General features: G+C 44.4%; 28 protein-coding genes. 15 read left to right on the forward strand and 13 right to left on the reverse strand.

Annotated elements, in window-relative coordinates:
- Positions 1-273: 273 nt before the first annotated feature.
- The 6 genes from AB4384_RS17095 to tsaA form a co-directional block, all read right to left on the reverse strand.
- Complete coding sequence (locus AB4384_RS17095) at positions 274-600, reverse strand: hypothetical protein (protein ID WP_102320137.1); 327 nt, start codon at positions 598-600, stop codon at positions 274-276.
- 230 nt (positions 601-830) lie between these two features.
- A complete protein-coding gene (locus AB4384_RS17100; RefSeq protein ID WP_004738555.1) occupies positions 831-1,022 on the reverse strand; it encodes a DUF4250 domain-containing protein in 192 nt (63 codons plus the stop codon).
- 1 nt (position 1,023) lies between these two features.
- Entirely contained in the window at positions 1,024-1,227 is a 204-nt protein-coding gene (locus AB4384_RS17105) for a YaeP family protein (protein WP_008222923.1), read from the reverse strand.
- Between the two features lie 164 nt (positions 1,228-1,391).
- Positions 1,392-2,081 carry a tellurite resistance TerB family protein gene (locus tag AB4384_RS17110; protein WP_017060754.1) on the reverse strand — a complete coding sequence of 230 codons (690 nt, stop codon included), beginning with the start codon at positions 2,079-2,081 and terminating at the stop codon, positions 1,392-1,394.
- Positions 2,082-2,271: 190 nt separating this feature from the next.
- A complete protein-coding gene (locus AB4384_RS17115; protein WP_372129867.1) occupies positions 2,272-3,987 on the reverse strand; it encodes a proline--tRNA ligase in 1,716 nt (571 codons plus the stop codon).
- Between the two features lie 101 nt (positions 3,988-4,088).
- The gene (tsaA, locus tag AB4384_RS17120; RefSeq protein WP_372117507.1) at positions 4,089-4,784 is read right to left on the reverse strand and encodes a tRNA (N6-threonylcarbamoyladenosine(37)-N6)-methyltransferase TrmO; all 696 of its coding nucleotides are present in this window, start codon (positions 4,782-4,784) and stop codon (positions 4,089-4,091) included.
- Positions 4,785-4,907: 123 nt separating this feature from the next.
- On the opposite strand from tsaA, the gene AB4384_RS17125 reads away from it, so the two are divergent.
- The 3 genes from AB4384_RS17125 (at position 4,908) to AB4384_RS17135 (ending at position 7,268) form a co-directional block, all read left to right on the forward strand.
- On the forward strand, positions 4,908-5,168 hold the full coding sequence (locus AB4384_RS17125) for a type B 50S ribosomal protein L31 (RefSeq protein ID WP_017060751.1): 261 nt from the start codon (positions 4,908-4,910) through the stop codon (positions 5,166-5,168).
- Positions 5,168-5,293, forward strand: a complete 126-nt coding sequence (gene ykgO / locus AB4384_RS17130) for a type B 50S ribosomal protein L36 (RefSeq protein WP_010436457.1) — start codon at positions 5,168-5,170, stop codon at positions 5,291-5,293. Before AB4384_RS17125 ends, ykgO begins: the two co-directional genes overlap by 1 nt.
- Positions 5,294-5,681: 388 nt before the next feature.
- Complete coding sequence (locus AB4384_RS17135; protein ID WP_372129868.1) at positions 5,682-7,268, forward strand: AbgT family transporter; 1,587 nt, start codon at positions 5,682-5,684, stop codon at positions 7,266-7,268.
- Between the two features lie 112 nt (positions 7,269-7,380).
- Here the strand turns inward: AB4384_RS17135 and AB4384_RS17140 are convergent, their stop codons facing one another.
- Positions 7,381-7,824, reverse strand: a complete 444-nt coding sequence (locus AB4384_RS17140; RefSeq protein WP_372129869.1) for a YaiI/YqxD family protein — start codon at positions 7,822-7,824, stop codon at positions 7,381-7,383.
- 54 nt (positions 7,825-7,878) lie between these two features.
- Positions 7,879-8,166: a hypothetical protein gene (locus tag AB4384_RS17145; RefSeq protein WP_017069390.1), complete on the reverse strand. Its 288-nt coding sequence runs from the start codon at positions 8,164-8,166 to the stop codon at positions 7,879-7,881.
- 768 nt (positions 8,167-8,934) lie between these two features.
- Here AB4384_RS17145 and AB4384_RS17150 point away from each other — a divergent pair.
- The gene (locus tag AB4384_RS17150) at positions 8,935-9,453 is read left to right on the forward strand and encodes a GNAT family N-acetyltransferase (protein ID WP_017060749.1); all 519 of its coding nucleotides are present in this window, start codon (positions 8,935-8,937) and stop codon (positions 9,451-9,453) included.
- Here AB4384_RS17150 and AB4384_RS17155 read toward each other — a convergent pair.
- Positions 9,419-9,727, reverse strand: coding sequence for a DUF3301 domain-containing protein (locus AB4384_RS17155; RefSeq protein WP_017060748.1), 309 nt, complete (start codon positions 9,725-9,727; stop codon positions 9,419-9,421). The genes AB4384_RS17150 and AB4384_RS17155 overlap by 35 nt on opposite strands.
- An 84-nt stretch (positions 9,728-9,811) precedes the next feature.
- On the reverse strand, positions 9,812-10,852 hold the full coding sequence (locus AB4384_RS17160; protein WP_372129870.1) for a DUF3549 family protein: 1,041 nt from the start codon (positions 10,850-10,852) through the stop codon (positions 9,812-9,814).
- 87 nt (positions 10,853-10,939) lie between these two features.
- On the opposite strand from AB4384_RS17160, the gene AB4384_RS17165 reads away from it, so the two are divergent.
- Together AB4384_RS17165 and truC are read left to right on the forward strand one after the other, a co-directional pair.
- Entirely contained in the window at positions 10,940-11,254 is a 315-nt protein-coding gene (locus AB4384_RS17165) for a YqcC family protein (protein ID WP_102320142.1), read from the forward strand.
- Positions 11,254-12,003 (forward strand): tRNA pseudouridine(65) synthase TruC, encoded by a 750-nt coding sequence (truC, locus tag AB4384_RS17170; RefSeq protein ID WP_017060745.1) that lies wholly within the window; start codon positions 11,254-11,256, stop codon positions 12,001-12,003. The genes AB4384_RS17165 and truC overlap by 1 nt, the downstream gene beginning before the upstream one ends.
- Before the next feature lie 153 nt (positions 12,004-12,156).
- On the opposite strand, the gene AB4384_RS17175 is transcribed toward truC, so the two are convergent.
- From AB4384_RS17175 to map, 3 genes are all read right to left on the reverse strand, one after another.
- Positions 12,157-12,540: a DUF3461 family protein gene (locus tag AB4384_RS17175; protein WP_004734354.1), complete on the reverse strand. Its 384-nt coding sequence runs from the start codon at positions 12,538-12,540 to the stop codon at positions 12,157-12,159.
- A 181-nt stretch (positions 12,541-12,721) separates the two neighbouring features.
- Positions 12,722-15,343: a bifunctional uridylyltransferase/uridylyl-removing protein GlnD gene (glnD, locus tag AB4384_RS17180; RefSeq protein ID WP_017060744.1), complete on the reverse strand. Its 2,622-nt coding sequence runs from the start codon at positions 15,341-15,343 to the stop codon at positions 12,722-12,724.
- Positions 15,344-15,481: 138 nt separating this feature from the next.
- Complete coding sequence (map, locus tag AB4384_RS17185; protein ID WP_017060743.1) at positions 15,482-16,360, reverse strand: type I methionyl aminopeptidase; 879 nt, start codon at positions 16,358-16,360, stop codon at positions 15,482-15,484.
- 457 nt (positions 16,361-16,817) lie between these two features.
- On the opposite strand from map, the gene rpsB reads away from it, so the two are divergent.
- The 9 genes from rpsB (at position 16,818) to bamA (ending at position 26,863) form a co-directional block, all read left to right on the forward strand.
- Positions 16,818-17,549, forward strand: a complete 732-nt coding sequence (rpsB, locus tag AB4384_RS17190) for a 30S ribosomal protein S2 (protein ID WP_032546326.1) — start codon at positions 16,818-16,820, stop codon at positions 17,547-17,549.
- A 141-nt stretch (positions 17,550-17,690) separates the two neighbouring features.
- Positions 17,691-18,536 (forward strand): translation elongation factor Ts, encoded by an 846-nt coding sequence (tsf, locus tag AB4384_RS17195; protein ID WP_017063361.1) that lies wholly within the window; start codon positions 17,691-17,693, stop codon positions 18,534-18,536.
- A gap of 161 nt (positions 18,537-18,697) precedes the next feature.
- Positions 18,698-19,429, forward strand: a complete 732-nt coding sequence (pyrH, locus tag AB4384_RS17200) for a UMP kinase (protein ID WP_017060742.1) — start codon at positions 18,698-18,700, stop codon at positions 19,427-19,429.
- Between the two features lie 98 nt (positions 19,430-19,527).
- Positions 19,528-20,085 (forward strand): ribosome recycling factor, encoded by a 558-nt coding sequence (gene frr / locus AB4384_RS17205; protein ID WP_017060741.1) that lies wholly within the window; start codon positions 19,528-19,530, stop codon positions 20,083-20,085.
- A gap of 98 nt (positions 20,086-20,183) precedes the next feature.
- Positions 20,184-20,936 carry an isoprenyl transferase gene (locus AB4384_RS17210; RefSeq protein ID WP_017063364.1) on the forward strand — a complete coding sequence of 251 codons (753 nt, stop codon included), beginning with the start codon at positions 20,184-20,186 and terminating at the stop codon, positions 20,934-20,936.
- A gap of 15 nt (positions 20,937-20,951) precedes the next feature.
- Complete coding sequence (locus AB4384_RS17215; protein ID WP_048612218.1) at positions 20,952-21,794, forward strand: phosphatidate cytidylyltransferase; 843 nt, start codon at positions 20,952-20,954, stop codon at positions 21,792-21,794.
- A gap of 51 nt (positions 21,795-21,845) precedes the next feature.
- Positions 21,846-23,054: a 1-deoxy-D-xylulose-5-phosphate reductoisomerase gene (gene ispC / locus AB4384_RS17220; protein ID WP_102320143.1), complete on the forward strand. Its 1,209-nt coding sequence runs from the start codon at positions 21,846-21,848 to the stop codon at positions 23,052-23,054.
- The gene (rseP, locus tag AB4384_RS17225) at positions 23,051-24,409 is read left to right on the forward strand and encodes a sigma E protease regulator RseP (RefSeq protein ID WP_102320144.1); all 1,359 of its coding nucleotides are present in this window, start codon (positions 23,051-23,053) and stop codon (positions 24,407-24,409) included. Before ispC ends, rseP begins: the two co-directional genes overlap by 4 nt.
- A 48-nt stretch (positions 24,410-24,457) precedes the next feature.
- Positions 24,458-26,863: an outer membrane protein assembly factor BamA gene (bamA, locus tag AB4384_RS17230; RefSeq protein WP_017069384.1), complete on the forward strand. Its 2,406-nt coding sequence runs from the start codon at positions 24,458-24,460 to the stop codon at positions 26,861-26,863.
- Positions 26,864-26,872 lie beyond the last annotated feature (9 nt).

Here is a 26,872-nt window from a genome sequence, read left to right on the forward strand (position 1 = left end):
TTGTGTATAAGAGACAGCCTTAATAGGGGCCTTTTTTGTACTTGGAAGTTTTAAAATTGTTGTCGAGCATGCTCACTTACACCCGTAATCTCTGCGTGCTCTCTTAGAATTTCAAACAACTACTTTGAAAAGCAATGATACTAGAGGCTTCTTTAAAGGAGCTATTTTTTGTATCTGGTGGCTGGTGGATTTGGGATTAAGAGTAAAGAAAAGCGGGTATTAAAAAGGGTTAATGCTTTCACATTAACCCTTTGGTATTTGGTAGTGTCGATTCTACTTTTTGATGCTAAGTAGGGTGCCTGACTTACACTTGAATGAGTAATAGTGGCGGCTCTCGTTGAATTTGCCTAAGCCTTCGCCATCGCAGTAGTCGATGTTGATATCACGCATTACTTCTAGTGTATCTTCGCTGTTCAAAGCGAATTTAGAGCCATCAGAGCAGACGATGCGAACTCGTTCATCATGGCTTACAGAGTAAATATCGACTTCAGTATTACACAGCTCAAAAGAGGCTTCGCGAAAGTTGTCTTGCTGAGTATTTGAAGCGCAACCTGCGGTGAGTGCGGCTGCGATAACGGCTAAAAGTCCGAGTCTTTTCATTGTTAATCCTTCACTATCATCAAGTTGAGTGATGAGTTTTATATGCTAGTTTAGGTAGCCTATACAACAATACGCTTTGGTTCAAGGCGCGTTCGTTGACTCTAAGATATAAAAGTATAGGTGCAGACAGATAATTTATAACGTGTTTGTTGCATGTTTGCTTGTTACGTATCACCAAAAAAAAGACCAACACAGAGGTTGGTCTTTAAATAGGAAGATTTTTTAAACGACTATCGAAACTGTTTAGCTTCTGGAAGATACTCAAAACCAGCAGACGCGAGCTTAGCGATTAAGGCTGCTTTGTCGATTTCGTAGAAGTTGACCACTCGATCTAAATCACCGCCGAAGTCGTCACGAAGCTTCATGTTGACGATGCTCATCAACATCACTGGATCCATTTTTTCAAAGTTAGCGAGGTTCATATTAGTCCTCGAAATCTGAAATCAGTAAGTTAGCAGCGGCAAAGGCTGCACGTTCACGAGCTTCTTTAGGAAGAGACTCATCGGCAGCAAGGTCATTCAATGTTTTTACTGCGCAGGTGATCGCTTTAGGGATATAGCCTTGGTCGCCACTGCCAATTTGAGAATACAGTTCACGAACCAAATCACAACAATCGTATACTTTCATTTTTATACCTAACCAAATGATAACTGATCTCAATATACACATAGAGATAAGCAAAAACAAAGTGGATCTGATCAAGTTCAGAGTTAGTTTGTCCTTGCTCAATATCTCACTTGGTTAGCTCGCTGCTTAGGCCGTTCTTTACGGCTTCGTTTGGTACTTGCCGATTAGCCAGAGACTTGTTGTTCAAGTTGATAGGTGACTTCATCAGCAAGATTGAGCTGTTTCGCGAGCTCTTTCAGGTACGCCTTCTCCATGAAATTCTGTTCGTCGGCCACAATCAAAGAGGCTAAGTAGATCTCACTCGCCTGTTGAGGTGACGTTGCCAGTTGAGCGATTTCGCTTGGGTCGAGTGGCTTATGCAGTTCTTCAGAGACCAATTTAGTCAGTTGATAATCAGCGCCCATATTCTCGACGGCTTGCTCTATCTTAGCCATCTCTTCTTCATCAACATGGCCATCAGCTTTAGACGCGGCAATCATCGATCGTAGAATCAGCACGCTGTGGTTTGCATCATTTTCATCAAACTGAGCCTGTTCGGCGTTAGGTGTCTGGCCTTGTTTGGACTGGTAGTCGTTGTAGACTTTATAAGCCAAAGCGCCCAGTGCTGCTGCGCCGCCAATCCCAGCCGCTTTCTTACCCATTTTCTTAGTCTTCTTAGAGCCCATTAACGCACCTAACAGTCCTCCGCCAACTGCGCCTGCACCGAAGGCTCCGAGTGTACTTTTACTGCTACTCTTGCTATTGCTGCCTTGAGAAAGGCCACTTAAACTTGAAGACCCTTGTGAAAGTTTCTGAGTACCTTGTTTTACGAGATCTGATTTAAGTGCTTGGTTCAGTAAGCTTTTGATATCCATCGATACCTCCAATGGTGAGCATGTCCAAAAAGTTGATGACACCAATATACGGATTTAAAGATGAACAGGGGATTAACTTACGTTATTTACTCTACTGATAAATAGAAGGGAGTTTGAAGCGAAATGACAGGCACAAAAAAGGCCACCTAACGGCAGCCTTTCAATGTTTATCTAGTCAGTAATCGGATTACTAAGCTAGTTGAGCCTTAAGGTGCTCGATAACCGTGTCCATTGCGATAGCTTCTTTATCACCAGTACGACGGTTTTTGTATTCGAAGTTACCTTCGTCCATGCTGCGATCGCCGATAACGATAGTGTGAGGGATACCCACAAGCTCGATATCTTTAAACATAACACCAGGGCGCTCTTTACGGTCATCGAATAAAACTTCGATACCCATAGCTGTTAATTCAGCGTATAGCTTCTCAGCTGCTTCTTTAACGCGCTCAGATTTGTGCATGTTCATTGGTACGATAGCAACTTGGAACGGCGCTAGTGCGTCTGGCCAAGTGATACCGAATTTATCGTGGTTTTGCTCGATAGCAGATGCAACAACACGTGAAACACCGATACCGTAACAACCCATCTCTAGGATTACGCTCTTACCATCAGGACCAAGCACGTTACAGTTCATTGCTTTAGAGTAAGTATTACCCAGTTGGAAGATGTGACCCACTTCGATACCACGCTTAAGCTGGATAGTACCTTTACCACATGGGCTAAGGTCACCTTCAACTACGTTACGTAGGTCTTCAACTTGAGCAAGCTCAACGTCACGACCCCAGTTGATGCCGAAGTAGTGCTTACCGTCTACGTTTGCACCAGCGCCGAAGTCACTCATTACAGCAACTGAGCGGTCAACGATGAATGGTAGCTCTAGGCCAACAGGGCCAAGTGAACCAGGGCCGGCACCAACAAGTGCACGGATTTCTTCTTCAGAAGCCATCTCGAGTGGAGAAGCAATTTGTGGAAGGTTCTCTGCTTTCACTTCGTTCAGTTCGTGGTCACCACGGATGATTAGCGCGATGATATCAGCGTCTACTTCATCAGAAGCTTTAACGAATAGAGTCTTAACTGTCTTCTCGATTGCTAGACCGTGTTGCTCTACCAATTCTGCGATAGTTTTCGCATTTGGTGTATCAACCAGTTCCATCTCTTGAGTTGGTGCTGCTGCATCTTCAGTAGGAGCAAGTGCTTCTGCTTTTTCGATGTTTGCTGCGTAATCTGACTCAGTTGAGAATGCGATTAGGTCTTCGCCGCTTTCAGCAAGAACGTGGAACTCTTGAGAGCCGCTGCCGCCGATTGCGCCAGAGTCTGCCAATACTGGACGGTATTCAAGGCCCATACGGTCGAATGCTTTACAGTAAGCATCGTGCATCGCTTGGTAAGACTTTTCTAAGCCTTCTTTGTCGATATCAAAGCTGTACGCATCCATCATAGAGAATTCACGTGCACGCATTACGCCAAAACGAGGGCGGCGCTCATCACGGAATTTAGTCTGGATTTGGTACAGATTTAGAGGTAGCTGTTTGTAAGAGCTGATCTCGTTACGTACTAGACTCGTTACCACTTCTTCAGCTGTTGGGCTAAGAACAAATGGACGAGAGTGACGGTCTGTGAAACGAAGTAGCTCAGGCCCCATCTTTTCAGAACGGCCAGTCTCTTCCCAAAGCTCAAACGGTTGAACTACGGGCATCAAGATTTCAACGGCACCTGCATTATCGATCTCTTGGCGAACGATATTTTCGACTTTACGCAGTACACGTAGACCAGTAGGTAGCCAAGTATATAAACCTGAAGCTAGCTTACGGATCATACCTGCACGTAGCATCAGCTGGTGGCTGATAACTTCTGCGTCGTTTGGAGTCTCTTTCAGAGTAGAAAGAAGGTAGTTACTGGTACGCATTCTATGGTATCCGTTTCATCATTGATAAAAGAAAACTTGCTGTCGTTCGTAACCACAGCAAATCTGATATAGCCGCATATAATATCAGCCTATTTGGGATCTCAAAAGCGTTCAATGTCAGTTACATTGATGAAAAGCGTTTCAACCACGAATTTCACGTTAAGATTGAACAAATTTACCGCATATTCCTTGTTGTCAGGCTTACCTTTCTTATAGGCAGGGCGAGGATCTTGGCCTAATACTTCTTTGATCACCTGAATGATATGGCGCGCTTGTGGATGGCTTGCGAGCTTACTTTGCGCTTGCTGCGAAAAGTTAACGTCGAGCACTTCTGGTTCATCGGCGGCAAACCCTCCCAATGCATCCGGGATCGAATCTGAGTAGGGGATATAAGGCTTGATGTCGATGATCGGTGTGCCGTCTACTAAGTCGACGCTGCCAAGATCCAACCAAGTCTGCCCTTTCTCTTGAGATACACCTTTGAGTTCAACCGCAGACATGCCAATTCCATTGGGTCTGAATGTGGCACGAGACGCGAAGACACCAATACGTTCATTGCCGCCAAGGCGAGGTGGCCTCACGGTTGGTCTCCAGCCTGCTTCAAGGTTCTTATCGAACAAAAACAACAACCACACATGGCTAAATTGCTCAATATCTCGAACAGACTCAAGGCAGTTTGCTGCGTCAACCAACCTGACTCTTGAGGTGGATGTTGGTACTAACCTAGGCTGTCTTGGCACAGCGAACTTCTCTTTATAAGGAGACTCAATAAAGCCAACAGGTTTAATGGTGTACATAGCAAGGTGTTCTCTGGTTTCAGTTAAGACGGAAAAATATCATAAAATCGCTTGTTTTTCTTTTGATAATAATTAACATTTGATATGTTATAACGTATCAATTTAATTATTTAGGGAAATACAATGAAACCGAATATCCACCCGGGCTACCGCACAGTGGTGTTCCACGACACCAATGTTGATGAGGACTTCTTGATTGGCTCCACCTTGAAAACAGAGCGTACTATCGAATGGGAAGATGGTAATACTTACCCTTATTTCACTATTGAAGTATCTTCAAAATCACATCCTTTCTATACGGGTAAACAGAGAGTGCTACATAAAGAGGGACGTGTTGCTAATTTTACTCGTCGCTTTGGTCAATTAGGTAAGGGAGCTAAATAATGAAAGTTGTTAAATCACTTAAAAGTGCGAAAAGCCGTCACCCTGATTGCCAGATAGTTAAGCGTAGAGGGCGTCACTATGTGATCTGTAAATCCAATCCAAGATTTAAAGCGGTTCAAAAATAACCGTCAATATGATGTGACATGTGTGTAAAAACGAGGGGAAAGTCAAACTTCATTCATTTGTCTGTTTTTCTTTTCCTTCGAGAGGAACTTAACCGGATATCGAGTGTGCATTTAACGTACGATGTATTTTATTTTCAAGTGAATCAATGGGTTATATTGTGAGTTATATTTCTAGTGAATGCGTTGTTGTAAATTATAAATCTAGTTTTTGTGTTTAATATAGATTTATTTGCTAATTAATTGTTCAAATAGAGTTGAAAGTTGTCGTTTGTTACACACTTTGTAACATTTTGAATTTCTAATTGATATTTTTGTCGCGTACCCTTCGCTGGCAATTTGAACATCTTTGTCACAATTGCACAGGAATCACTACACAAGGAGGGAACAGATGAGTTCATCTGCTTCAATAAAAAACAACGCACCAAAAAAACCTATTTTTACCCGTTTTCTCGATGGTGTTGAATATTTGGGGAACCTATTACCCCACCCGATCACTCTTTTCGCAATCTTCTGTGTCGCTATTCTAGTTACTTCAGGTATAGCTGGATATTTTGATGTGTCTGTTATGGACCCTCGTCCAGAAGGTGCTCCAGGTCGTGCTGCTGATGGTATGATCCACGTTGTAAGCTTACTTAATGCTGAAGGCTTACAGCTCATTGTTACTAATCTAGTGACAAACTTTGTTGGCTTTGCGCCATTAGGTACCGTGCTTGTTGCAATGCTAGGTGTAGCGATTGCTGAGCACTCAGGTCTATTATCTGCGGCGATGCGTGGCATGGTAATGGGCGCATCTAAGCGCATGGTTACGGTAACCGTAGTTTTCGCAGGTATTATCTCTAACACGGCTTCAGAGCTTGGCTATGTAGTACTTATCCCGCTTGCAGCAATGCTTTTCCACTCTTTGGGTCGTCACCCATTAGCAGGTCTAGCGGCAGCATTTGCTGGTGTATCTGGTGGTTACTCTGCAAACCTTCTAATCGGTACGGTTGACCCGCTGCTTTCTGGTATTACTACAACAGCAGCACAAATGATTGACCCGACTTACAACGTTGGTCCTGAATCAAACTGGTACTTCATGTTTGTTTCTACTTTCTTCATCGCGATTACAGGTGCATTTGTAACTGAGAAGATTGTTGAACCAAAACTGGGTAAATACAACGACGAAGAAGCGTCTGAAGATTTATCAAATGATTCAATGGGCAAGCTAACAGACGTTGAGAAGAAAGGCCTTAAGTTTGCGGGTATCGCAGTGCTAGCGGTTTCAGCGCTTCTTGCTTGGACGATTGTTCCAGCTGATGGTGTTCTACGTTCAGCAGCAGGTACGGTTTCAGGTTCTCCATTCCTGAAAAGTATCGTAGCGTTCATCTTCGTATTCTTCGCAGTTCCTGGTTTTGTTTACGGTAAAGTTACCGGCACAATGAAAACAGACCGTGATGTAATCAATGCAATGTCTAAGTCTATGTCTTCAATGGGCATGTACATCGTACTTGTGTTCTTCGCTGCTCAGTTTGTTGCTTTCTTCAAGTGGACTAACTTCGGTCAAGTATTCGCAGTTGCAGGTGCTACTTTCCTACAGGATATCGGCCTAACGGGTCCAATGTTGTTCTTCGCATTCATCCTAATGTGTGGCTTCATTAACCTGATGATCGGTTCGGCTTCTGCTCAGTGGGCAGTAACAGCGCCAATCTTCGTTCCAATGCTAATGTTAGTAGGTTACGCACCTGAAACGATTCAAGCGGCTTACCGTATCGGTGATTCAACAACCAACATCATTACGCCAATGATGAGCTACTTTGGTCTTATCCTAGCTGTAGCGACGCGTTACATGAAGAACCTAGGTATCGGTACTCTGATTGCAACTATGCTTCCATACTCAATCGTATTCTTGGTTGGTTGGAGCTTAATGTTCTACGTTTGGGTATTCGTATTTGGCCTACCAGTAGGTCCAGGTGCTGCAACGTACTACACGCCTTAGTTGTAGAGTAGGGGAAACCTTCTTCTAATTGATATTAAAAAAACCTGCATTGTTTGCAGGTTTTTTGATTTTTTATGGAGAGATAGAACTAGGTTAAGCTCGGATGAGCCAGCTAGCGTTTGGCTAGAATTCTATCTAAGTGGTTGGCAAACTCACGACGGTCGGTTTGAGAAAGGGCACTTGGTCCACCCGTTTGGATGCCACTTGAGCGCATGGTATCCATAAAGTCACGAATGTTCAGACGCGCTTTAATGGTCTCTTTGGTGTAAAGCTCACCGCGAGAGCTGAGTGCTTGCCCATCTTTAGTGATCACTTCGTCAGCCAGAGGGATATCGGATGTAATCACAAGATCGCCGGGTTCAGTGCGCTTTACGATTTCATCATCAGCAATATCAAACCCGCTTGGCACTTGAATTGAGTGAATGTTATTGCGTTTAGGAACGGGAACCAGATGGTTTGCCACAAAGGTACATTCAACCCCTGTGCGCTCAGCTGCGCGTACGATTGTTTCTCGGATAACCTTTGGACAAGCGTCCGCATCAACCCATATCTTCATAGTGTTCTATTTCTCTGTTAGCTTATTTATCGGTCAACTTATTGCTCAGTTGCCTTATTGATCAGTTAGTTTAGCTTCAAGCATGGCAACGCGAGCAGTGAGTTCAAGGATTTGCTTTTCCAGTTGGCTAACACGATCAAGTGCTGGCTCTTCTTGTGTCGCGACTTCAACTTTAGGAACACGATTTGCGCTTTTCCAGCTCTTGATGGTCGTGATTAAAGCGGGCATCGGAACGGATGTGCTCATACGAGCCTTAACTAAAGCAACTGTCGGCTCTTTCCCTTGCGCTTGCAGTCCTTCAAGCACTGATTTCAACTCTTCAGAAACATCTTTTGTCAGCATGTTGATCTCCATTTTTAATCTTTAGTCATTTTACTCGCTCTGGTGAATGATAGCGAATCATAAAACCGCCCATGGCTTGTGAGAGATCTCTTACAAAGGTTGTGAGATAACACGAATACATCGCTAGAGAGATTGATGTGCACATTGTTAAGGTGTTGAATTTTAATTGTTTTATATAATTAACAACTTTCTTGAATTCAAAATGTGATGCAAATCTATTGTCCGAAATCCTAAATCGCGTAAATTAAACCTTGTCGGAAGGATTCTGACACGGAACAGGAAAGCACCAAGGATTTGGTTATCTTCAGGATGAAGATTTGGTTACTTAGGATTGAGTGATCAAGCATGGAGCGTAAGGACATTGTAGGGATACAGTCAGTTAACAGGAAGTTAGCTGCAACGGAATGACAATGGACACCTTTAGGATTAAAGGGTTGGATTAGCATCAGGACGATGTAAAGGACACCGCTCACGGAACAAGTGATGTGCGCTAACTAGGATTGTTAGCTTTCAGGATGATTGGACACCGCTAGGACGGCGAAGTAAAGGAAAGAGCTGAAGGATTACAGCCACTATTATGGATGATGCATGGAGCATTAATTAGTAGCCGGACTGCTGCGAGTAAGACCCTAGCCCTGACACTTCGGTGTCGGGGCTTTTCTTTTCCTAAGGCTTTTTCTCTATCTAGGGGCTCTCTTTAATTCAGGAGCTTTTATCTAAGCACGCGACATCTGCTTTTCTGCTAATGGTCAACACAAGGAGTGTTTTATGACGATAGCAACCTCAAGAACGCTGTTGGTACCTTATACCGAGCAGTTAGAACATGACTTTATCAAGTTGAATTGCTGCCCCATCAATCGTGCTGAAATGAACGGGCCGCATTCTATTGCCTCTGCAAAACACCTATTTCAAGAAATACTGAACGACAACGTTGGTTTTTGCCGAGCCATTATCCACAACCAAACCCGCGAATACCTCGGGCATTTGTTTGTTTCGTCTGAAGAAGGGAAGCATGAACTGGGATTTATTCTGGACAAGGAGTTTTGGAATCAAGGCCTTGCTAGTGAAGTGCTAAAACCTTTCTTTAGTTTGGTTTGTTTTGAAGAACACCTAACGAATGTTGTCGCGACCGTTAATGTTGGTCATAACCCATCAATTAAGTTACTTGAAAAGTTAGGCTTTGCATTTAAAGAGACCAAACAAGATCAGTTTGGCCCTTATCATGAATATAGTTATACCGCGTATTGCGACGTTACATTCTATGAGGCTGTAGCTCAAACCGCATAGAACGGAAGCCCACCATGGTCAGTTTCCCTTGGTACAGGTCATCACCTAACGCTGAAAACTCAAATTGATACACGGTGTGCCAGCGCCAAATGGTGGTGAGCTCATGGCGCATCTTAAGTTTATGACCACTAAAGGCAACACTTAATAGCTGTAAGTCGAGCTCTTTACATTTTCTCGCAATGGCAGCTTTCGCAAGCTCGGATTGCCTACGCTGTTGCCAAAACAGAAAGCAAAAGAAGCACAGCATCAAAATAGCCAATAAGTTATCTATCATTTAATCCATACTTCCTTTTATCTCTCTATTCCGTTCGTGATTTGAGCTTTTTGTTATGAGCTACTGAGCTGTTCTGTCTGGTATCTATTGCGACTTAGCCGCTTGTTGTAATTCTACAAGTGCATTGGCGAGTTCTGGTGATGGGTTCGAGTTCAACAATGGTAAAAATACCATTCTCAGTGTCGGAATCATCACTAAATCTGCAAATAACTGATTGAACAAGTTTTGGTTGCCCGTTTGTGCGAGACGCAGCAAGAACTGCTCAGCAATCGCAGGATCTTGCAGTGCGTGCCAGCTGCGACCAGCCAAACCAATCAATACTTCTTGGTGGCTTAAGCGCGGGCTAGCCAGAACTTGGTTAATTACGGCGTTGGTTGTGCTTTGCTCTGCGCCAGAAAGGGCACGTACCAGTGCTGACAGTAAGAACAGATCTGGCTCTTGACTGTTAATCTCATTCTCTGCCATTTCTTGTAAGCGTTGAGCGAGCTTGTCATTGATTTGCGTATGCTCAAGCGCCCCGAGAGTCGCGTATAGAGGTTCTGAAGGCAGCTTATTAAATGCTTTGCGAATCGCGACACCATTTTGTTGGCTGCCTAAACGAGCACACATATCAGTGATGCCTTGTAGGCCAACGGTTTTCCAGTTGTCCCAGCCTAGATCGCCTGTGAAGTAGTGTTGAGCGTGTTCGTAGTATTGGCTCGTTGCAAGGTCTAAACCTGCTCTTACTTGGCTATGGAACACGGCCATTTTGTCTTCTGAAGGCTTGAAGGTATATGGGTTGTTTGACAGCTTTTGTTGTTGCTCTTCGCTGATCTCACCGTTCAAACGTGTGCCCATCGCTTCGATAACAAACTTAAGGAAATTGCCGACATCACCTTGATGTAATAGGCCTCTTTCGTCCAGTTTGAATTTTAGGAACCAGATCCAAGGTTGCTTGTGTTTGTTCCAGTAACTAATCGCTAAGTGAGCTTGTTTCTGAAGTGGAAATGGGTACGGCTGTTTCCCTTGCTCAACATCAGAGAATAAGGTGTTGTCGATCTTCTGAATACGGCGACCTAGGTCGTAGATATCGTACTGGCAACCGCTATTCTTTAGTAACTGAGTGAGCGTGTGAATCGTTTCCATAGTAATAAAGCTCCTAACTTTCTTTCCTAAATAGATGGTACTCTATGCCCCAATTTCAAGGTCACTAGATAAATAACTTGGTGAAAAATGACAGCAGCCACAAAGTTACCTCTTTTACTTCAACAACTAGAAGAACAAATGCGCCAATGTTCGCTATGGAGCACGCTTCCGCCTTCGGATGAAGCTCTGGCGAGCGTTGAACCTTTCGGGATTGATTCGTTACAACCGGAAGAGTGGTTGCAGTGGATCTTTATCGTTAAGATCAACGCAATGATGGATGCCCAAATGAGCCTACCGAGAGGCTTTGCGATTCATCCTTATTTTGGTGAAGTATGGAAAAATGAGGCAGATAAAGCTGAACTGCTAGTGACGATTCAGAGTATTGATGAGGTGTGTGCGTAATGTTAGAGATCATTTATCAAGATGAGTACTTTGTCGCGGTGAATAAGCCAGCCGGCATGCTAGTGCATCGTTCATGGTTGGATAAACACGAAACGCAATTTGTTATGCAGACATTGCGCGATCAAATTGGTCAGCATGTATTTCCATTACACCGCTTAGACAGACCGACATCGGGTGTGTTGGTGTTTGCGTTGTCGAGTGAGGTTGCTTCACAGGTGATGCCAATGTTCGCTAATCATGAGATGCAAAAAACCTATCATGCGATTGTCCGTGGTTGGATAGAAGAGGGCGATACGCTCGATTATGCACTTAAGGTTGAGCTGGATAAGATCGCAGATAAGTTCGCGAAAGAAGACAAAGAAGCGCAAGAGGCAGTGACAGTCTATGAACCGCTAGCAAAAGTAGAAGTGCCATATTCAACAGGACGCTTTCCTACGAGCCGCTACTGCTTGGTTGAGATGATGCCAAAGACAGGTCGCAAACATCAGCTGCGTCGTCACATGGCTCATCTAAGACATCCGATTGTCGGTGATACTTCACATGGTGATGGTAAGCACAATCGACTGTTCCGTGATGATTTAGATTCGCATCGTTTGTTGTTGCACGCTTCTGAGCTTCGCTTTATCCATCCTTTCACAAAAGAAGAGTTGGTGATGAAGGCCAACCTTGATGAAACTTGGCTAAGGTTGTTTGAAACCTTTGAGTGGGATACTAACTTAATCGATGCTCAAACTTGCTTGTCTAAGTAAGTCTCGCGTGTTTAGGCAATCTCCAGTCTAAGTGAATAGAGAAAATAGAATAAAAAACAAAGGGCTGATAGTGATATCAGCCCTTTTTGTATCTGTATAACCTTAACGGCATAACTAATGTTGGTTAGTTAACAGTAATAGTTAGTCGCGGGATCACTTTAGCTTTTCTAGATCAGCTTCGATCTCAGCGATCTTGCTTGATACCACTTTCTCTAGATGGCGTAAGTCGGTAAGGATCTTCTGCTTGACATCCACCTCAGCCGTTGGCGTCGGTTTGGTGATTTTGTTGAGTTCATCAATCACAAGAGTGAGGTTGCGGTTAATCTCTGTCACTTCTTTGTATTGATTATTGCCACCGCTAACAAGCACACTTTTTACTTGTCGTGGGTACTTAAATTTAACGCTTTTCGCGAATAGTTCCCCTTTCTGCTTACGAAAGTAAATCTTCAGGATATCTTTGTGCGCTTCTTGGCGAAGGGAGTAACGTTCAATCTGTTTAGGTTCGTGGATACCTAAGCCAGTGAGGTTTGGATACATAAGCGACCTCTAGGTTATGAATGTAATACTTTTATGTAATTGACTTGATCAATGTAGCAGCCTAACGACGAGCTAGATAGTTGATATCTGTGAATTGATTGTAAGTTGTGGGCAAGATCGCTCTCTATCTTTGCCCACACTTATTTGGTTATTAAACCTGTTTTTAGACTGAATTCGCTTTCTAAGGTGCGAGTTCAGAAACGTGCTCGGTTAATCGTTCTCTTAGTGCCTGTTCTTGTTCTTCAGACAGCCTTCCTCCCGCTTCACTGGTCAGAATAAACAGATCCTCTGCTCGCTCACCTATGGTGGTGATTTTGGCACCGTGCAAGTTGATGTCTAGCTCCGCAAAGGTTGCACCGACTTGAGCCAATAACCCCGGCGTATCAAGAGCTCTTAACTCCATCAAGGTACGTTTCTTGCTCTTGGTTGGTAGGAACTCAACTAAGGTTTTGACCTTAAAGTGTTGCAAGTTACGTGGCGTGCGACGCGTCTTAATCTTAGTCGGGCGGCCATCAGTCAATACATGAGTCAGATGTTTAGCAACGGCTTTGTGTCTTGCTTCATCAATCGCTTCGCCGTGCTGGTCTAGTACGATAAAGGTATCCAAAACATGACCATCTTTGCTAACCATGACCTGCGCGTCATGAACGTTAAAGTTACGTCTGTCGAGTTCGGCAACCACGGTCGCAAACAGTGCTGCTTGGTCTTTACAATAAACGAACACTTCTGTGCCACCGCGCGTCGCTTTCTTACTGATCAGCACTAACGGTTGGCTTGGGTCTTCTAGGCGAAGTAAGTGCTCACAGTGCCAAGCGATTTGTTTATGTGTGTGACGCAAGAAATAATCGGCCTTAAAGCGTTGCCACAACACTTCAATCTCACGAGCGGTGAAGCCTTCTTTACGCAGCAGTGCTGATGCCATTTGTTGGTTGTGACGAATACGGTCTCTGACATCGACAGGGTTTTCCAAGCCGCGGCGCAGTGCTCGCTGCGTTGAGTGGAACAGCTCAGCTAACAGGGTTCGTTTCCAACTGTTCCATAGCTCAGGGTTAGTCGCACAGATATCGGCAACGGTTAAACAAACCAGTAGCTCGAGTGATTCTTCATCACGCACTTTTTTGGCGAATTCGGTGATCACATCTGGGTCGTAGATATCACGACGTTGAGCCGTTACTGACATCAATAGGTGATTTTGTACCAACCACGCGACTTGTTTGGCTTCAGGCTTCGATAGCCCGTGTTCAATACAGAAAGAGTAAGCCTCAACCGCACCTATCTCAGAGTGGTCTCCGCCGCGGCCTTTGCCGATGTCATGGAAGATAGCGGCAAGGATCAGCAACTCTTTCTTCTGTACTCGAGGATAGACTTCACAGCAGATAGGGTGCTTATCGTGGTTTTCGATTTGACCAAAGCGGTTGATGTGCTTGAGCAGGCGGATACTGTGCTCATCCACGGTGTAAACATGGAATAGGTCAAACTGCATCTGACCAACGATCTGGCTCCACTGCGGTAAGTACGCAGAGAGCACGCCCAATTTGTGCATTAAGCTAAAGGCTTTGTGCAGGGCATTAGGGTGGCGAACTAGATCCATGAACTTGTCACGAGCTTCAGGAATGGTATGCAGGAATCGGTTCAATCGACGGCGTGCCGTACGCAGTTGTCGCAATGTTGGTGGACTTACCCCTTCGATAGTCGAGTCATTGGCGATATGGATGAACATATCGAGAATGGTTTCTGGTCTTGCTTGGAATAGGGCAGGCTTGCGCGCTTCGATCAACGAACCTCGACGTTGGAAATCACTATCGAGAATTTCAGCGTCTTGGGTTTGACCGCCATTGATGATCGCTTGATCGAACAGCTTAAGCAGCATCTTATTCAGTTCAGCAACACGACGAAGGGTTCGGTAGAACTCTTTCATCATCATCTCAACACCACGGTTTCCTTCACCCGTATAACCCAGATGTTCAGCGACTTGAGCTTGATGCGCGAACGTTAAACGGTTGTCGTAACGGCGCAGTTCAATATGCAATGCAAAGCGAACACGCCATAAAAAATCTTGGCACTCAACGAGCTCACGATATTCAGCATCGGTCAGAAAGCCGTATTTGCTCATCTCTAACAAAGAGGTCGCGCCGAAGTGGCGACGCGCAACCCAGCTCAGGGTATGGATGTCTCTGAGCCCTCCCGGAGTCGATTTGATGTCCGGTTCTAAATTATAGGTGGTGTCGTGGTAGCGAGCATGACGCTCTCTCTGTTCTTGAATCTTGGCTTTGTAAAACGTCTCACTTGGCCAAAATGAATCGGAATGAATCTTCAGTTTTAGTTCTTGGAAAGTGTCTTCACTACCACATAACAATCGCGACTCTTGTAGGTTGGTCGCGACGGTTAAATCATCGGTGCCGATATCGAGACACTCAGTAATAGTTCGCACAGCATGGCCAACTTCGAGCTTTAAATCCCAAAGTAGAGTAATGAATTGACTGACCTTTTCACCAAGAGCTGGTGGTAGTGTTTTTTGCGAGACAATGAGAATATCAATGTCAGACAAAGGATGCAGTTCGCCACGACCATAACCACCCACTGCGACAAGTGAAATATGAGGCAGTTTGTTGAATCCGAAATTTTCCCACAAACGATTGAGAAGTAAATCCATGTATTCGGAGCGCAGTAGAACCAAATCGGTGACGGGATGGTGGTTCAGAAATTCATTTTTTTGATACTGCGTGAAGATCTCGAGCTGATTTTTTAATTCGCAGATTTCAATTTGTTCGTCATTGAACGTAAGAGGGCATTGATAAGGCATAGTCAGCTATCCGTGCAAGCAAATGAGAATAGTAAACAATTTAACAGAAGCTGATGGAAAATCGAAATTGAGTGGATAAAAAATATCCTCGACAATGCGAGGATATTTTTAAAAGGCTGATGCGCTCAGTTCGGTGAACTAAGCGTTCTTCATGATACGTGGGATTGTATCATCGCTGCGCAGTGTTAGTACTTCACAACCAGTATCAGTTACAACCAGAGTGTGCTCCCATTGAGCCGAGTTCTTGCTGTCTGCTGTGTATACTGTCCAGCTATCTTCGTCATCAAGACGACAGCCAAACTTACCCGCGTTGATCATTGGCTCGATAGTGAAGCACATGCCTGCTTTTAGCACGGTGCGATCGCTGTTCTTGTAGTGAACTACTTGTGGATCTTCGTGGAATTCAGAACCAATGCCGTGACCACAGTAATCTTTAACAATAGAGAACTTAGCGCGTGGGTTGTTCTTGTTGTTTGTTTTGATGTACTTCTCGATAGCAGTACCGATTTGACCAAGTTGAACACCTGGCTTAACTTGGCGCATGCCTTCGTAAAGTGCTTCTTGAGCAACCATGCACAGACGCTTGTTTGCAGGTGAAACCTCACCCACTAGGAACATCTTAGAGGTGTCACCGTGGTAGCCTTGAGGGCGAGTACTAAGATCGGCATTTGCGTCATCAGGGATGATAACTGTGATATCAACGTTCAGAATGTCGCCATCTTTGAGTACCGCAGGTTTGAATTGACCTGTGCTACCCGTCTCGTCTTGTGACGCGGGAATGCCGTGACACACAATATGATTGATAGACGTACAGATAGACTTAGGGAAACCGTGGTAATCGAGTGGCGCAGAGTATGCACCTCTTTCTAGAGCGTACTCATGACAAAGCGTATTGAGCTCTTCCGTCGTGGTACCCACTTGGATGTGAGGTTCGATCATCTCAATAATGTCAGCGGCCAGCTTGCCGGCGACGCGCATTTTTTCAATTTCTTCAGCAGTTTTAATTTTTACAGCCATTGCATATCTCTTAATTTGGTAGCACCTAAGTGTGCATATTGGGGCTATTCTATCAGTGCAGCAATTTAGCGCAACATTACCATGTCCGTACAATACTGGAGGATACTGTTAACGTGATTAAATAATGTTCGGTTAACAGATGCAGAACCTGCTTGATATAGACACTATTTTATAGAGAAAATTTACCTTTAGAGATCAGTATAGCAGTCGCCATTTTTAGAATTTTTTCTAGCCATAGATAGACAAAATATGGTATAAAGCGCGCCGGACATCAGGACTGTTTTCTCCAATTGGCGAAACAAGCTTTATGTCCACTAACTTATTTCTTTAAATCACACACATTCCGACACATGTTCCGGGGTGCCTCAACAACACAGATAACGGCTGAAAAGTGGTTAGTTGTTAGGGGTCGGATTCATGGGGGATGTGGAGGCCTAACCCCATAGAGGATTTTAAAATGGCAACTGTATCAATGCGCGATATGCTTAAAGCTGGTGTTCACTTCGGTCACCAAACTCGTTACTGGAACCCAAAAATGAAGCCATTCATCTTTGGTGCTCGTAACAAAGTACATATCATCAACCTAGAAAAAACTGTACCAATGTTCAACGAAGCTCTAGCAGAAATCGCTAAAGTTGGTGAGAAGAAAGGTAAAGTTCTTTTCGTTGGTACTAAGCGCGCTGCATCTGAAGCTGTTAAAGAAGCTGCTGTAAACAGCAACCAGTTCTACGTTAACAACCGCTGGTTAGGCGGTATGCTAACGAACTACAAAACTGTTCGTCAGTCTATCAAGCGTCTGAAAGAACTTGAAGCGCAAGCTCAAGACGGTACTTTCGACAAGCTAACTAAGAAAGAAGCTCTAATGCGCACTCGTGAAATGGAGAAGCTAGAGAAGTCTCTTGGTGGTATCAAGAACATGGGCGGCCTACCAGACGCTCTATTCGTAATCGATGCTGATCACGAACACATCGCAGTTAAAGAAGCAAACAACCTAGGTATCCCAGTTTACGCTGTAGTTGATACTAACTCTAACCCAGACGGCGTTGACTTCGTTATCCCAGGTAACGACGATGCAATCCGTGCAGTACAGCTTTACCTAAACGCTGCTGCAGACGCGGTTAAAGAAGGTCGTAACAAAGACGTTGCTGCTGTAGCTGCTGAAAAAGATGGTTTTGTAGAAGCTGAATAATAGCGGCTCTGAATCACGCTTGGCTTAGCTAATATAGATTTTGAAATCTTTATTAAATGTAAGCTAAGTTATAGTTAGATCGGGGGCCTCATTTTGGCCCCTGATTTTTACCTTATTTTCGAATCAACCGAGGAATAGAGAATGGCAACTGTAACTGCTGCTCTAGTTAAAGAACTTCGCGAGCGCACTGGCGCTGGCATGATGGAATGTAAGAAAGCGCTTGTAGAAGCAAACGCTGACATCGAACTAGCAATTGAAAACATGCGTAAATCTGGCGCAGCGAAAGCAGCTAAGAAAGCTGGTAACGTTGCTGCTGAAGGCGCAATCATCATCAAAGAAGAGAACGGTGTAGCTGTTCTTCTTGAAGTTAACTGCCAAACTGACTTCGTAGCAAAAGATGCTAGCTTCACTGCGTTTGCAGAAGAAGTTGCAGCTGCAGCAGTAGCTTCTAAAGCTTCTGTAGAAGAGCTACAAGCACAGTTCGAAGAAACTCGCGTTGCTCTAGTTGCTAAAATCGGCGAAAACATCAACATCCGTCGCGTAGCTTACGTTGAAGGTGCTGCACTAGCTTCTTACCGTCACGGTGAGAAAATCGGTGTTGTTGTAGCTGGTGAAGGCGAAGCTGAAACTCTTAAGCACGTTGCTATGCACGTTGCTGCTTCTCGTCCTGAGTTTGTTAACCCAGAAGACGTACCAGCAGACGTAGTTGCTAAAGAGAAAGAAGTTCAAGTTGAAATCGCTATGAACGAAGGCAAGCCTCAAGAGATCGCTGAGAAAATGGTTATCGGCCGTATGAAGAAATTCACGGGCGAAATCTCTCTAACTGGTCAAGCTTTCATCATGGAACCTAAGAAAACTGTTGGCGAAATCCTTAAAGAAAAAGGCGCTGCAGTATCTAACTTCGTACGTCTAGAAGTTGGTGAAGGTATCGAGAAAGCTGCTGAAATGAGCTTCGCTGACGAAGTTGCAGCGGTACAAAAAGGTTAATCCTTAGCGTATTGTTTGAAAAAAGACCGTGGCAAATGCTGCGGTCTTTTTATGAATAGTGAACTATTTTTGAAGGCAACGTTAGTGGTTATGAATGCAAACTGACTTACTCAGTTTTTATCCATGACTGTTAATCATCAACTCTTTGGAAGGTAAACTCCATGACTACGAACCCTAAACCAGTGTATCAACGTATTCTGTTAAAACTTAGCGGTGAAGCGCTACAAGGCGAAGAAGGTTTTGGTATTGACCCAACGATCCTTGATCGTATGGCTCAAGAAGTAAAAGAATTGGTTGAACTAGGCGTTCAAGTTGGTGTTGTTATCGGTGGCGGTAACTTGTTCCGTGGTGCTGGTCTTGCTGAAGCTGGCATGAACCGCGTTGTTGGTGACCACATGGGTATGCTTGCAACAGTAATGAACGGCCTTGCTATGCGTGACGCGCTGCACCGTGCTTACGTAAACGCACGTGTAATGTCTGCAATTCCTCTAAAAGGCGTGTGTGACGATTACAACTGGGCAGACGCAATCAGCCAACTACGTCAAGGTCGCGTTGTGATCTTCTCTGCTGGTACGGGTAACCCATTCTTCACTACGGATTCTGCTGCATGTCTACGTGGTATCGAAATCGAAGCTGACGTAGTTCTAAAAGCGACAAAAGTAGATGGTGTATTTACTTCTGACCCTGTAGCAAACCCAGACGCAGAGTTGTATGATACGTTGTCTTACAACACGGTTCTTGATAAAGAACTTAAAGTAATGGACTTGGCTGCATTTACGCTAGCACGTGATCACAAAATGCCAATCCGTGTATTTAACATGAATAAACCAGGCGCACTACGTCGCGTGGTTATGGGTGAAACTGAAGGTACATTAATCAGCGACGCTGACTAATTTTTCGGGCTTACTGAAGTGTAGTACCTTGGTAAGCTTATCCTTATCACTCCAAATAAAAAGCTTTCTTGAAGAAAGAACATAATCAAGGTGAAATTGTGATTAACGAAATCAAAAAAGACGCTCAAGAGCGCATGGTAAAAAGTGTTGATGCACTAAAAAACAGCCTGCAAAAGATTCGTACAGGCCGTGCGCACCCGAGCCTACTTTCTGGTCTTACTGTTGAGTACTACGGTGCTCCAACGCCTTTGACTCAAGTAGCTAACGTTATCGCTGAAGATGCACGTACACTAGCTATTACAGTGTTTGATAAAACGCTGACTCCTCTAGTTGAAAAAGCAATCCTGACATCTGACCTAGGCCTAAACCCTATGTCTGCGGGTACAGTTATCCGTGTTCCACTTCCACCGCTAACGGAAGAGCGTCGTAAAGACCTAGTTAAAATCGTTCGTGGCGAAGCTGAAGGTGGCCGTGTTGCTATCCGTAACATCCGTCGTGACGCGAATGGCGATCTAAAAGCACTTCTTAAAGATAAAGAAATCTCTGAAGATGAAGATCGTAAAGCACAAGACGAAATTCAAAAGCTAACTGACGCTGCGGTTAAGAACGTAGACGAAGTCCTAGCTGTTAAAGAAAAAGAGTTGATGGAAGTTTAATTTTCCATATTCTTTTCTTTCCGGAAAAACGCTGTACTCACGGTGCAGCGTTTTTTTATGCTACTCTGTTCGACTATTAGAATTTGATTCACTCTTTTATGCATAATTCTCAAGCGTTCACAGACTCTCTTCCTAAACACATTGCTATCATTATGGATGGTAATGGTCGCTGGGCAAAAGCTCAGGGCAAGCCTCGCGTCTTTGGCCATAAAAACGGTGTTCAAGCCGTTCGTAAAACTATCTCTTCTGCAGCCAGACTTGGCATTAAAGCCGTTACTCTTTTTGCATTTAGTAGCGAAAACTGGCGTCGTCCTGAAGAAGAAGTCGGTATCTTGATGGAACTGTTTATTTCAGTGCTGTCGAGTGAAGTAAAAAAGCTTCATAAAAATAATCTACAACTTCGTGTTATTGGTGATAAAAGTCGTTTCAATGATCGACTACAAAAGAAGATAGAAGAAGCGGAAGCTTTGACTAGCACCAATACTGGTATGGTTATTAATATTGCAGCTAACTACGGCGGTAAGTGGGATATCCAGCAAGCAATGACCTCTATTGCTCAACAGGTAAAGTCTGGCGATATTAATGTAGATGACATTGATGAAGCTATGATTACACAGCACCTGACAATGGCAGATATTCCTGAAGTCGATCTACTTATTCGTACCAGTGGCGAATGCCGCATTAGTAATTTTATGCTTTGGCAGTTGGCTTACGCCGAAATGTATTTCACTGAACAATTCTGGCCAGACTTTAATGAAGACAGCTTAGTAGAAGCTGTGACTTGGTTTGTTAACCGTGAGCGTCGTTTTGGATGCACCGGTGAGCAAATTAAAGCTCTGATGGACAGTTAATAAGGATTTTTTGGTTTGAAACAACGAATTATTACGGCGTTGATTTTAGCTCCCCTAGTTATTCTAGGTATTTTCGAGTTATCACTTCCTACATTTATTCTTTCACTAGCGGTAATCTCGCTATTGGGTTTTTGGGAGTGGACTCAGTTTGTTGAAAGCAAATCGCGTTATTTAGCGTTGATTCCAACGGTTGTGGTTAGTGCTGCAAGTTTTGCTTTTATCCCTTTTGATGCATTTAGCCTTAATAACTTGTCTACTGCTCACTACGCCATTCTAACGATTGGCTCGATTTGGTGGGTAATCGCGAGTGGCATGGCGGTGACTTATCCTAAGTCTATGCCTGCATGGAAAGACTCTTCTCTTCTTCGTCACGCCTTTGGTGTGCTGACTCTGCTGCCATTCTTTTGGAGTGTGGTTATCCTGCGTGCTAACGGTATCGATGCTGATCCTTACCATGGTGCGAAACTGGTGATGTTTGTTTGCTTGCTTGTTTGGGCGGCGGACAGCGGTGCTTATTTTTCAGGAAAGAGTTTTGGTAAGCGTAAAATGGCACCAGCGGTAAGCCCGAATAAGACGATTGAAGGTCTTATTGGTGGCATTATTACTGCGGTGATCGTGGCTTGGATCTTTGCTGACTTGTTTGACATCCAATTCACAAGCCCACTTCACATGATTGTTATTACCCTTGTGACCGTTGTTATTTCTGTTCTAGGTGACCTTGTTGAAAGCATGTTTAAGCGTGTTTCTGGGGTGAAAGACAGCAGTAATCTGATTCCTGGTCATGGTGGTATACTAGATAGAATAGATAGCTTAACGGCTGCATTCCCTGTCTTTGCTCTGCTTTATTTAGCATTCTAATAAAAAAGGGCAGTGATTCTGCCCTTTATTACATTTCTACGGTCATATGTGATGCGAAATCTAACTATCCTTGGCGCCACCGGCTCAATTGGTGCAAGTACACTAAAAGTCGTTGAGCAAAACCCAGATCTCTATTCAGTGGTTGCACTAGCTGCAGGCTCGAATGTTGAAAAGATGCTGGCGCTAGTTGAAAAGTGGCAACCAAGCTATGTTGCTATGGCTTGCCCTGATGCAGCGTCTCAACTGACTGAAGTGTTGTCCGCGAGTTACCCTAACGTAAAAGTGCTTTCAGGCACTGAAGGCATGTGTCAGGTTGCTTCTCTAGAGGAAGTGGACACGGTAATGGCTGCGATTGTTGGTGCCGCTGGTTTACTTCCTACTATGTCGGCGGTTAAAGAGGGCAAGCGTATCTTGCTTGCAAACAAAGAAGCTTTGGTGATGTCTGGGCAGTTGTTTATCGACGCCGTGGAAAAATACGGTGCAGAGCTGCTTCCTGTCGATAGCGAGCATAATGCTATTTTCCAATGCCTTCCGCAGAACGTACAAACTAACCTAGGCCGCTGTGACCTTGAAGAAAACGGCATTAACCATATTCTTCTGACTGGTTCTGGTGGTCCTTTCCGTTATACCGATGTGGCTGAACTCGAATCAGTGACTCCTGAACGCGCAATTGCACACCCTAACTGGTCTATGGGTCCTAAGATCTCGGTCGATTCTGCGACTATGATGAATAAAGGGCTAGAGTACATTGAAGCGAAATGGCTATTTAATGCTTCTCAGGAACAGTTAAAGGTCATCATTCATCCACAGTCTGTGATTCACTCGATGGTTCAGTACAAGGATGGCTCTGTACTTGCTCAAATGGGCGAACCAGATATGGCAACGCCAATCGCTTTGACGATGTCTTACCCTAATCGTACCGAGGCGGGTGTTAAGCCTTTAGACTTTACTAAAGTGGGTGAGCTTACCTTCTTAGAACCAGATTTCAGTCGTTACCCGTGTTTGAGGTTAGCGATTGAAGCGTGCTACTTAGGTCAGCATGCGACAACAGCCATTAATGCAGCAAACGAGATCGCGGTCGATGCTTTCTTGAACAATCAGGTGAAGTTTACCGATATTGCTGTCATTAACGAACACGTTATGAGCAAAGTATGTGAACAACATAACTCTGAGGGTTTAGATAGCTTGGAAAGCCTTCTCGAGCTCGATAATATGTCTCGTCAAATAGCCATTCAATTTATTAAAGAGCAGCTAGCATGAGTGGAATTCTGTGGAACTTCGCATCTTTTATCGTAGCGCTTGGCATTCTGGTTGCTGTTCATGAGTTTGGACACTTCTGGGTCGCTCGTCGTTGTGGTGTGAAAGTTGAAAAATTCTCGATTGGTTTTGGTAAATCAATCTGGAGTAAAGTGGGCCGTGATGGTACTGAATACAGCTTGTCAGTGATTCCACTGGGCGGCTACGTTAAGATGCTCGATGGTCGTGTTGACGATCTTTCTGAAGATCAACAGCAATACGCTTTCGACAAGAAGCCGCTTTGGAAACGAACGGCGATTGTGGGTGCAGGCCCTGCATTCAACTTTATCTTTGCGGTGTTCGCGTATTGGTTAGTATTTTTGATTGGCGTACCCGCGGTTAAGCCCGTGATTGGTGAAGTCACTCCACAATCTATTGCTGCACAAGCCGGAATTGAAACTGGAATGGAACTTAAATCTATTTCAGGAATCAAAACCGCAGATTGGGAATCAGTCAATATGGGGTTGATATCGCACATTGGTGATCAATCCATGACAGTGACGGTTGCTTCTCAAGACGACATCGGCTTTGAGCAACAAATGACATTGGATATTTCAGACTGGTCGTTCAACCCAGAAACTGAATCTGCAATGACAACGCTGGGCTTTAGACCGTATTCTCCAGAGATATCGACCGTACTGGCTCAAATCATTGATGACGGTGCGGCATACGATGCAGGGGTAGAAGCTGGCGACAAAATTGTTGAGATTAATGGGCAGCCTATTGAACAGTGGCAGTCGGTTGTTGAGTTAATTCGTGCTAATCCAATGACATCATTGGACTTGGTCGTATTGCGAAATGGTGCCGAGCAGTCATTGGTTATGACACCAAAAAGTCGAGAGCTTTCTGATGGTTCGACAATCGGCTATGCAGGTATTGCTCCGGAAGTCGCAGAATGGCCAGAAGATTATCGCTTTGAGTTACAATTTGGTGTAATTGAGTCTGTAGGAAAAGCATTTGATAAAACAGGTCAAATCATTGGATTGACACTGACAATGCTTAAGAAGCTCATCGTTGGTGATGTTGGCTTAAACAACTTGAGTGGCCCTATTTCAATCGCTAAAGGTGCAGGTACAACCGCCGATTATGGTCTGGTTTACTTCTTGGGCTTTTTGGCTCTGATTAGTGTTAACTTAGGGATTATTAACTTGGTTCCGCTGCCTATGCTTGATGGCGGACATTTGCTGTTTTTCGCTATTGAGGCCGTTACTCGTAAACCGGTACCTGAGAAAGTTCAGGAAATGGGATACAGAGTGGGAGGGGCAATCCTCTTCTCATTGATGGCTCTGGCAATATTTAACGATTTTACTCGTCTGTGAATGGTTTCTCACAGGCATTGGTAGTAGCAAGGAATAATTAGAATAAGTATGGCGATTAAGCAAATTCTGTTCGCAAGTCTATTGGCCACTAGTGTGGCTGCGAACGGAGCACAAAACTTTGTAGTTCAAGATATCAAGATCGAAGGTTTACAGCGTGTTGCACTTGGTGCAGCTCTACTGAAAATGCCAGTACGTATTGGCGATGAAGTGGATGAAAGCGATGTGTCTGAGATCATTCGTGCATTGTATGCTTCGGGCAACTTTGAGGACGTTAAAGTACTTCGTGATGAAGGTGTATTGATTGTTCAAGTTCAAGAACGACCGACCATCGCAAGCATCTCATTCTCTGGTAATAAAGCGATTAAAGAAGAACAGCTTCAGCAGAACCTAGATGCGTCTGGTGTTCGTGAAGGTGAAGCCCTTGACCGTACTACGCTGAGTAACATTGAAAAAGGCCTTGAAGATTTTTACTACAGTGTTGGTAAGTACAACGCGACAGTAAAAGCGGTTGTGACACCTCTGCCACGTAACCGTTCTGACCTTAAGTTTGTGTTTACTGAGGGCGTATCCGCTAAGATTCAGCAAATCAACTTTATCGGTAATGAAGTCTTCTCTGACTCTGAACTGCTTAGTCGTTTCAATCTGAATGTTGATGTTGCATGGTGGAATTTCCTTGCGGATGAAAAATACCAAAAGCAAGTATTAGCCGGTGATATCGAAGCGCTGAAATCTTACTACCTTGACCGTGGTTACCTTAAGTTTAAGGTTGACTCTACGCAGGTGGCGATCTCTCCAGACAAAAAAGGTGTTTACATCACGCTTGGCCTCGATGAAGGCGAAGCCTACACCGTTAAAGATGTCTCTTTCCGTGGTGAATTAATCGGTCGTGAGGCTGACTTCGAAGCGTTAGTGCCATTCGAAGACGGCGATACGTACAACGGTTCTTCGGTAACGTCTTTGGAAGAGAACGTAAAACGAATTCTTGGTGAATCTGGCTACGCGTACCCACAAGTTCGCACGATTCCTGAATTTGACGATGAGACCAAAGAAGTGTCGTTGGTTATCAATGTAGAAGCGGGCAGCCGTATCTATGTTCGTGATATTCGATTCACGGGTAACAACTCAACGAAAGACGAAGTACTGCGTCGTGAAATGCGTCAAATGGAAGGCAGCTGGCTTAACTCTAAGTCCATTGATACCGGTAAGAGCCGTCTTAACCGTTTAGGTTTCTTTGAAACGGTTGATGTACAAACAGTGCGTGTTCCTGGCAGTGAAGACCAAGTTGATTTGGTTTACAACGTTAAGGAAGCGAACTCAGGCAGTATCAACTTTGGTGTCGGCTACGGTACTGAATCTGGTGTGAGTTTCCAAGTTGGCCTGCAACAAGACAACTTTGCGGGCTCTGGTAACCGTGTTGGCGTAAGTGCCATGATGAACGATTACCAAAAAAACGTGAGCTTAGACTACCGTGACCCATACTGGAACCTGGATGGTGTGAGCTTAGGCGGTAAGATCTTCTACAACGAATTTGAAGCCTCTGAAGCGGGCATCGTCGACTATACCAACCAAAGTTATGGTACGAGCTTAACCTGGGGTTTCCCTATGGATGAGCTGAACCGCATTGAGTTCGGTGTTGGCTATACGCACAACAAGATCGGTAACGTACCGACTTATATCCAGGTTGAACAGTTTGCGAGAAGTATCGACCAATACGGTGATGAGCACATCTTAACTGATGACTTCGATATCAATATTTCATGGACGCGTAACAATTTGAACCGTGGTTTCTTCCCAACTGAGGGTAACCACCAACGTGCTTTCGCTAAAATGACGGTACCAGGCTCTGATGCTCAGTACTTCAAAATGCAGTACGATGTAAAACATTACATCCCGCTGACCAAAAAGCATGAGTTCACACTATTGATGCGCGGCCGATTAGGCTATGGTAATGGTTATGGTCAAACAGATGGTAACGATAACTTGTTCCCATTCTACGAGAACTACTACGCAGGTGGTTTTACAACCCTACGTGGTTTTGGCTCTAACTCAGCTGGCCCGAAAGCCGTTTACGGCAGCAGCACAGGTAATAACCCAACCTATGATACCGCTACTGATGATTCAGTGGGTGGTAACGCGGTTGCCTTAGCAAGCTTAGAGTTAATTGTACCAACGCCGTTTGCTTCTGATGAAGCGCGCAGCCAAATTCGTACCAGTGTCTTCTTCGACATGGCAAGTGTATGGGATACCGAGTTCGTAGACCGTGGCGCACCTAACAGTGGCGGCCAGTACTACTACGATTACTCTGATCCAACAAATTACCGTTCATCTTATGGTGCAGCCCTTCAATGGATGTCACCGATGGGCCCACTGGTTTTCTCTCTAGCGAAACCAATTAAAGTTTACGAAGGTGATGATGAGGAATTCTTCACATTCACCATTGGTAGAACTTTCTAATATTTAAAG

Source organism: Vibrio sp. 10N.261.51.A4, from assembly GCF_041471945.1.
Lineage (GTDB): Bacteria > Pseudomonadota > Gammaproteobacteria > Enterobacterales > Vibrionaceae > Vibrio > Vibrio crassostreae_C.

Coding starts and splice junctions, on each gene's coding strand:
- AB4384_RS17095 (WP_102320137.1), bottom strand. CDS start 600: ATGAAAAGACTCGGACTTTTAGCCGTTATCGCAGCCGCACTCACCGCA.
- AB4384_RS17100 (WP_004738555.1), bottom strand. CDS start 1,022: ATGAACCTCGCTAACTTTGAAAAAATGGATCCAGTGATGTTGATGAGC.
- AB4384_RS17105 (WP_008222923.1), bottom strand. CDS start 1,227: ATGAAAGTATACGATTGTTGTGATTTGGTTCGTGAACTGTATTCTCAA.
- AB4384_RS17110 (WP_017060754.1), bottom strand. CDS start 2,081: ATGGATATCAAAAGCTTACTGAACCAAGCACTTAAATCAGATCTCGTA.
- AB4384_RS17115 (WP_372129867.1), bottom strand. CDS start 3,987: ATGCGTACCAGTAACTACCTTCTTTCTACTCTGAAAGAGACTCCAAAC.
- tsaA (WP_372117507.1), bottom strand. CDS start 4,784: ATGTACACCATTAAACCTGTTGGCTTTATTGAGTCTCCTTATAAAGAG.
- AB4384_RS17125 (WP_017060751.1), top strand. CDS start 4,908: ATGAAACCGAATATCCACCCGGGCTACCGCACAGTGGTGTTCCACGAC.
- ykgO (WP_010436457.1), top strand. CDS start 5,168: ATGAAAGTTGTTAAATCACTTAAAAGTGCGAAAAGCCGTCACCCTGAT.
- AB4384_RS17135 (WP_372129868.1), top strand. CDS start 5,682: ATGAGTTCATCTGCTTCAATAAAAAACAACGCACCAAAAAAACCTATT.
- AB4384_RS17140 (WP_372129869.1), bottom strand. CDS start 7,824: ATGAAGATATGGGTTGATGCGGACGCTTGTCCAAAGGTTATCCGAGAA.
- AB4384_RS17145 (WP_017069390.1), bottom strand. CDS start 8,166: ATGCTGACAAAAGATGTTTCTGAAGAGTTGAAATCAGTGCTTGAAGGA.
- AB4384_RS17150 (WP_017060749.1), top strand. CDS start 8,935: ATGACGATAGCAACCTCAAGAACGCTGTTGGTACCTTATACCGAGCAG.
- AB4384_RS17155 (WP_017060748.1), bottom strand. CDS start 9,727: ATGATAGATAACTTATTGGCTATTTTGATGCTGTGCTTCTTTTGCTTT.
- AB4384_RS17160 (WP_372129870.1), bottom strand. CDS start 10,852: ATGGAAACGATTCACACGCTCACTCAGTTACTAAAGAATAGCGGTTGC.
- AB4384_RS17165 (WP_102320142.1), top strand. CDS start 10,940: ATGACAGCAGCCACAAAGTTACCTCTTTTACTTCAACAACTAGAAGAA.
- truC (WP_017060745.1), top strand. CDS start 11,254: ATGTTAGAGATCATTTATCAAGATGAGTACTTTGTCGCGGTGAATAAG.
- AB4384_RS17175 (WP_004734354.1), bottom strand. CDS start 12,540: ATGTATCCAAACCTCACTGGCTTAGGTATCCACGAACCTAAACAGATT.
- glnD (WP_017060744.1), bottom strand. CDS start 15,343: ATGCCTTATCAATGCCCTCTTACGTTCAATGACGAACAAATTGAAATC.
- map (WP_017060743.1), bottom strand. CDS start 16,360: ATGGCTGTAAAAATTAAAACTGCTGAAGAAATTGAAAAAATGCGCGTC.
- rpsB (WP_032546326.1), top strand. CDS start 16,818: ATGGCAACTGTATCAATGCGCGATATGCTTAAAGCTGGTGTTCACTTC.
- tsf (WP_017063361.1), top strand. CDS start 17,691: ATGGCAACTGTAACTGCTGCTCTAGTTAAAGAACTTCGCGAGCGCACT.
- pyrH (WP_017060742.1), top strand. CDS start 18,698: ATGACTACGAACCCTAAACCAGTGTATCAACGTATTCTGTTAAAACTT.
- AB4384_RS17210 (WP_017063364.1), top strand. CDS start 20,184: ATGCATAATTCTCAAGCGTTCACAGACTCTCTTCCTAAACACATTGCT.
- ispC (WP_102320143.1), top strand. CDS start 21,846: ATGCGAAATCTAACTATCCTTGGCGCCACCGGCTCAATTGGTGCAAGT.
- rseP (WP_102320144.1), top strand. CDS start 23,051: ATGAGTGGAATTCTGTGGAACTTCGCATCTTTTATCGTAGCGCTTGGC.
- bamA (WP_017069384.1), top strand. CDS start 24,458: ATGGCGATTAAGCAAATTCTGTTCGCAAGTCTATTGGCCACTAGTGTG.